The sequence below is a fragment of the Gordonia sp. (in: high G+C Gram-positive bacteria) genome (assembly GCF_052106715.1).
Taxonomy (GTDB): domain Bacteria; phylum Actinomycetota; class Actinomycetes; order Mycobacteriales; family Mycobacteriaceae; genus Gordonia.
On sequence record NZ_JBQEDL010000064.1, the window covers coordinates 4364 to 10171 of the forward strand.

Annotated in this window: 7 protein-coding genes; 4 read left to right on the plus strand and 3 right to left on the minus strand. The window is 68.0% G+C overall.

Going from position 1 to position 5808, the window contains the following annotated elements:
* The coding region (locus tag ACTIMF_RS18695; protein ID WP_442351785.1) for a DEAD/DEAH box helicase at positions 1-1014 on the plus strand (1014 nt) is incomplete at its 5' end.
* Positions 1015-1035: 21 nt separating this feature from the next.
* Positions 1036-2289 (plus strand): Rv3212 family protein, encoded by a 1254-nt coding sequence (locus ACTIMF_RS18700; protein ID WP_442351786.1) that lies wholly within the window; start codon positions 1036-1038, stop codon positions 2287-2289.
* Between the two features lie 22 nt (positions 2290-2311).
* On the opposite strand, the gene ACTIMF_RS18705 is transcribed toward ACTIMF_RS18700, so the two are convergent.
* Together ACTIMF_RS18705 and ACTIMF_RS18710 are read right to left on the minus strand one after the other, a co-directional pair.
* Positions 2312-3097: a ParA family protein gene (locus tag ACTIMF_RS18705; RefSeq protein ID WP_442351787.1), complete on the minus strand. Its 786-nt coding sequence runs from the start codon at positions 3095-3097 to the stop codon at positions 2312-2314.
* Between the two features lie 44 nt (positions 3098-3141).
* Complete coding sequence (locus ACTIMF_RS18710) at positions 3142-3570, minus strand: hypothetical protein (RefSeq protein WP_442351788.1); 429 nt, start codon at positions 3568-3570, stop codon at positions 3142-3144.
* Positions 3571-3707: 137 nt separating this feature from the next.
* Here ACTIMF_RS18710 and ACTIMF_RS18715 point away from each other — a divergent pair, with 137 nt between their 5' ends.
* Both ACTIMF_RS18715 and ACTIMF_RS18720 read left to right on the plus strand, forming a co-directional pair.
* Complete coding sequence (locus ACTIMF_RS18715; RefSeq protein ID WP_442351789.1) at positions 3708-4655, plus strand: diacylglycerol/lipid kinase family protein; 948 nt, start codon at positions 3708-3710, stop codon at positions 4653-4655.
* Positions 4656-4921: 266 nt separating this feature from the next.
* Positions 4922-5176, plus strand: a complete 255-nt coding sequence (locus ACTIMF_RS18720; protein WP_236996316.1) for a WhiB family transcriptional regulator — start codon at positions 4922-4924, stop codon at positions 5174-5176.
* Positions 5177-5260: 84 nt separating this feature from the next.
* Here the strand turns inward: ACTIMF_RS18720 and ACTIMF_RS18725 are convergent.
* The coding region (locus tag ACTIMF_RS18725) for a sensor histidine kinase (protein WP_442351790.1) at positions 5261-5808 on the minus strand (548 nt) is incomplete at its 5' end.

Sequence of the window (5808 nt, forward strand, 5' to 3'; positions counted from 1 at the left end):
GGGATCCTAGTGCTCGACGAGGCCGACGAGATGCTCGACCTCGGCTTCCTGCCCGACATCGAACGAATCATGGGCGCGTTGCCGACCGACCGTCAGACGATGCTGTTCTCGGCCACCATGCCGGGACCGATCGTCACGCTCGCGCGCACCTTCCTCAATCGCCCGATGCACATCCGCGCCGAGCAGGCCAACGAATCGGCCATCCACGAGCGGACCGCCCAGTACGCCTACCGTGCGCACGCCCTCGACAAGGCCGAGCTCGTCGCTCGGATCCTGCAGTCCGAGGGGCGCGGCGCGACGATGATCTTCACCCGTACCAAGCGGACTGCGCAGAAGGTCGCCGACGATCTCGCCGAGCGCGGCTTCAAGGTCGGAGCCGTGCACGGCGACCTCGGGCAGGCCGCCCGCGAGAAGTCGCTCGGCCGGTTCCGCGACGGCACCGTCGACGTCCTCGTCGCGACCGACGTCGCTGCCCGCGGTATCGACATCGACGACGTCACCCACGTCATCAACTACCAGTGCCCCGATGACGACAAGACGTACGTGCACCGCATCGGCCGCACCGGTCGCGCGGGCCGCACCGGTATCGCGGTGACCCTCGTCGACTGGGACGAGCTGCACCGGTGGGAGCTCATCGACAAGGCGCTCGGCCTCGGCATGCCGGAGCCGGTCGAGACGTACTCGACGTCCGAGCACCTCCGCGAAGACATGAACATCCCCGCCGATGCCGACGGCCGCGTGGCGGGCGCCCGCCAGACGTCCGAGGAGCGACACGAGGCACGCGCGGATCGCCCGGCGCAGCGCAAAACGCGCAACCGTCGTCGCACGCGCGGCGGCCAGTCCGGCCAGGCCGCGGCACCCACCCGCGATGAGTCCGCCACCGACCGGCCCGCAGGCGAGGCCTCCGCTGCGGGCGGTCGGTCCTCAGACACCGACGCCGACCAGCCGCGTCGCCCGCGCCGCCGTCGCCGTCGTTCCGGCGGTAAGCCCGCCGGCGAGGCCACGACAGACTGACCGTTCCGTACTGTCGCCGATATGGGACTTCCGATCGCCCCGGAACGCCGCACCCGCCTCGACCTGATCGTGACCGCCGTCCTGGTCGTCGCGACCGTCGTCGTCGGCGTCCTGGTATGGACGGGCAGCAGTGCACGAGGGTCCGCCTCGGACACCGCCGCGACCGCGCCCGAGGCGCCGCAGCCTGCCGAAGCGTCCCCGAACACTCTCGAGCAGGCGTGGACCGCACCATCGGCGGCCACCACGGTGCCTCAGTTGACTGCGGCGTCGGTGGTCGTCGCCGACGGCGGAACAGTGCGCGCGCTCGATCCCGCTACCGGGAAGCAGCGTTGGCGCTACCACCGCGACCTGCCGTTGTGCGGAGCGCTGGCTGCGTGGCCGGGCGGTGAGGACCTCGTCGTCAGCGTGTACCGCAACAGCAGAGGTTGCAGCGAGGTGACGGCGTTGAACGGCGGCACCGGACTGCGGGAGGCGCAGCGCAGTTCCGACGCCGACGACGCCGTCTCGCTGTCCGTCGACGGCGACTACGTGGTATCCGCCGGGTCCACTCGACTCGAGACCTGGGGCAGCAACCTGGTCCGCGGCATCGAGTACGGGCGCGTCGATGCACCCGTCAACCCCGAGGTCGCCCCCGACCGGTCGAACTGCCGTCTGTATTCGGCGCTGCCGGGCGCGAACCGGGTCGCGGTCGTCGAACGTTGCGACGGCGACTTCGGCTACCGGCTGACCGTCCTCGGCTCGGCGGAGGACTCGGACGAGAAGATCGTTCAGTGGGGCACGACGATGCTCACCCAGACTTCACACGGTCCGGCCCCGCGCCTGGTGGCAGGCGGGCCGACGAGTTTCTCGGTGTACGACCCCGGCACGGACGCGACCGGCGAGGTCGGGCGTGCGCCCGGGCAGTCGGTCCGCGTATTCACCCCCGAAGCCGAAGCCGTCTCGGTCCGCCCCGTGGCAGGGATCCCCGATCCCCGCGGATCACCGTCGGTCGACTCCGGCGTCGTGATGTTCGCGACCGGCCGGAGCACCCTCGTCCTCGACGGCAACAGCGGAAACGTGATGTTCGAGGTGCCCGGCGCTATCGGCACCGGAGCCGTCATGGCCGGCGACCTCCTGCTCCCGATGCCGGGGCGGATCAGCGTCCGCCAACTCTCGGACGGCCGCGAGGTGCGCTCGATCCCCGTGGACCGCGGCGAGGACACCGACGTCGCTCTTCGCGTCCTCGGCGACACCGTGGTCGAACAGCGCGGCTCCACCGTCGTCGGCCTTCGCTGACCGCTGCGCGCCTCGCCTGCTCTCAGGCCTCGTACTTCACCAGTTCTCCGCCGTCCCAGTGACCCTTCAGGTTGTCTGCGAGTTCACGGTAGGCGGTGGCGCCCTTGTTCTTTCGGCCGCGCATCACAGACGCCCCCGAGGCCGATGCCTCGGCGAAGCGGACGGTGCGCGGGATCGGCGGGTTGATCACCGGCATGTCGTAGCGATCGGCGACGTCGGCGAGCACGTCGCGGCTGTGGGTGGTCCGCGCGTCGAAGAGAGTCGCGACGGTTCCCAGCATCGTCAGTTCCGGGTTGGTGATCTGCTGGACCTCGGTCACCGTGCGGAGCAGTTGACCCACGCCGCGGTGCGCGAGCGTCTCGCACTGCAACGGCACGATCACCTCGTCGGCGGCGGTGAGTCCGTTGAGGGTGAGGACGCCGAGCGACGGCGGGCAGTCGATGAGGATGACGTCGTAGTCTTGCGCGACCTCGGCCAGAGCGCGTTTGAGAGCGTACTCGCGGCCCGGGCGCATCAGCAGAAGCGCTTCGGCGCCCGCGAGATCGATGGTGGCGGGCAGCAGCGTCACGCCGTCGTCGGTGTCGAGGAGGACGTCGGCGATGTCTTCGGCGCCGATGAGGACGTCGTGCACGGACTTCGAGATCTGATCGGGGTCATGCCCGAGCGAGAACGTGAGGCAGCCCTGTGGATCGAGGTCGACGACGAGGACGGACACGTCCTGATCGGTGAGAGCGGCGCCGACCGACGCTGTGGTCGTGGTCTTCGCCACGCCGCCCTTCTGGTTTGCGATGGCAAGGATGCGCGTCATGGCCCATACCCTACGTCCCCGCTTGCAGACCAGCGCGGGGCCGGTCAGCGCGCGTCGGGAGGAAGCGAGTCGGCGTTGAGCCAGGACAACGACGCTGGCGCGAACAGCAGTCCCAGGACCGCCAACGCGACGATCCCGACAGGTGCGCCGAGTAGCGGCAGGTGACTCGCAGTGAGCAGCGCATATGCGACCGGGAGTAACAGGATCTGCGCCATCATTCCGATGCCGCGACCCCAGCGTCGTCCGCGTGTCAACGCGATTCCGCCGGCGAACACGCCACCTCCGATCACCGCGAACCAAATGGCCGAGCCGTAGCCGCTGATGGCCTCTTCGTGGTGGCCCGCAGCTTCACGGACCACGTAGACGACGGCCACGATGATGCCGATCACGCCCTGCAACGCGATGATCCATCCCGCCCAACGCAATGTCGACGGCACGGCCGGTGTCGTGCGCGCGGAATCGGGACTGCTCACGCACTCCAGCGTAGGTCGGGCTGCGTCACAGGCGCGCGCCGGGGGCGGTGCGGTCGCCGTGAACGGCCGGTCCTCGCACTGTGAACGGCTGACGCTGATTGTGCCGGAGGCGGCCACACGCTATAACGTGTGCTCTCGTGCGCGTCATGCTCATCACGAACCCGTTCGCGACCTTCACCACTGCTGAGGGCCGCGATGCGCTCGCCAATACGCTCTCGTCTCGATTCATCGTCGACGTCGAGCACACGACGCACCGCGGGCACGCCGGGGAACTCGGGGCCCGCGCGGTCGCGCAGGGGTACGACGCCGTCGTCGTGCACGGCGGCGACGGCTCAGTCAACGAAGTCGCCAACGGGATGCTCGGTGCTCCGTCTGGGACTGCGCCGGAGCGCGGCACGCTCCCGGCGCTCGGTGTGGTTCCGGGCGGCAGCGCGAACGTGTTCGCGCGCGCCTTGGACATCAGCCGCGACCCGCTCCTGGCAACGGCCCAGTTGATGGCTCTACTCGACACGGGCGCACGTCGCCCGATCAGCCTCGGCCACACACTCGACCGCTGGTTCCTGTTCAACGCGGGCATGGGGATGGACGCGATCGTCGTCCGCCGGATGGAAGAGTTGCGCCACAAGGGACACAAGGCGACGGCGAATCGGTATCTGCGAATGACCCTCAGTGCGTTCTTCCGGCCGTCGGTTGTCGCGCCGACGTTCACCGTTGAGGTCCCCGACCATGCGCCGATCGACGGTGTCCGTTTCGGATTCGTCAGCAATACCGGCCCGTGGACCTACTTCGGCACCCGCCCAATCCACACCAATCCCGGCACCGATTTCGAGCACGGCCTCGGAGTCTTCGCTGCGACATCGGTCTCAGTACCCCGCAGCCTCGTCCTCGGATCCACAATGGTGCGTGGCACCAACCCCAGGGCCGCTCACTTGTACCGTGACGACGACGTCGAGAGGGTTCGATTCCACTCCGATGACCCGGCCGATGTGCAGATGGACGGCGACTACCTGGGCGAATACACAGATTTGGAGTTCGGCTACCGCAGGCAAGTCCTCGACGTGGTGGCCGACCCGATCAGCAGTTAACGGGTTAGTTACCCGCCGGTACGCATAAGTTGGCTTCGCTGCCAACCCCTTGTGACGTATCCAGCATTCAGCGCGCAACTATAGCCAAAGGTAACCGCACAGTAGTACAACAGTTAATGACCGCAACAACCGGCCCCGCCTTTCTGCGCTGACCACAGTTCAGAATCGGACGGCGACTTCCGTAGTTGCAGCCCACACGAAGACGAACCGATGCACATTCGTGCGCCCAGCGCACAATACGAAACGTATCTGAAGGAGTAAGTGTCATGGACTGGCGCCACAAAGCCATCTGCCGCGACGAGGACCCGGAGCTGTTCTTCCCGGTCGGCACCAGCGGACCGGCTATCGCGCAGGTCGCCGATGCCAAGCTGGTCTGCCAGCGCTGCCCGGTGACCGCCGACTGCCTCGCATGGGCACTCGAGACCGGTCAGGACGCAGGCGTCTGGGGCGGCATGAGCGAAGACGAGCGTCGTGCGCTCAAGCGTCGCAACGCCCGCACCCGGGCTCGCAGCGTCGTCTGACTCATAAGACTTCAGACTCTTCGAGAGAGGCTCCGACCGATTCGGTCGGAGCCTCTCTCGTCGTCTGATCACGTCGTCAGGCGCTCAGTGCAGCGGGATCTCCAGTTCGACGCGTGTGCCGCGAGCTCCGGGCACCGGCCCGATGTCGATGCTGCCTCGCAGATCGTTGGAGACGAGCGTTCGGACGATCTGAAGACCGAGGCGGTCCGACGCTGCCAGGTCGAATCCGTCGGGCAGGCCGCTGCCGTTGTCGGTGACCCGTACGTTGAGCGCGCGCACGTCTCGGACTGCGTCGACGACGATCAACGCGCCTTGCTGGTCCGGTGAGAAGCCATGTTCGATCGAGTTCTGCAGGACCTCGGTCAACACCATCACCAACGGCATCGCGAGGTCCGCCGACAGGACGCCGAGCCGACTGTCCCGTCGGATCGACACGCGCGCGCCCCCGCCGTGCGGCAGCGTCACGTCGACCAACGACGTGGAGACGCGATCGACGATCGCGTCGAGGTCCACCTCTTCGTCGACGCTGCCGGACAGCATCTCGTGGACCAGCGCAATGGACGAGACGCGGCGCACAGCCTCACCGAGGGCTTGCATGGTCTCCGCGTTACTCGAGCGGCGTGCCTGCAGAC

Excerpts from the sequence above, each read along its gene's own strand:
- ACTIMF_RS18700 (WP_442351786.1), top strand. The coding sequence starts at position 1,036 with ATGGGACTTCCGATCGCCCCGGAACGCCGCACCCGCCTCGACCTGATC.
- ACTIMF_RS18720 (WP_236996316.1), top strand. The coding sequence starts at position 4,922 with ATGGACTGGCGCCACAAAGCCATCTGCCGCGACGAGGACCCGGAGCTG.
- ACTIMF_RS18705 (WP_442351787.1), bottom strand. The coding sequence starts at position 3,097 with ATGACGCGCATCCTTGCCATCGCAAACCAGAAGGGCGGCGTGGCGAAG.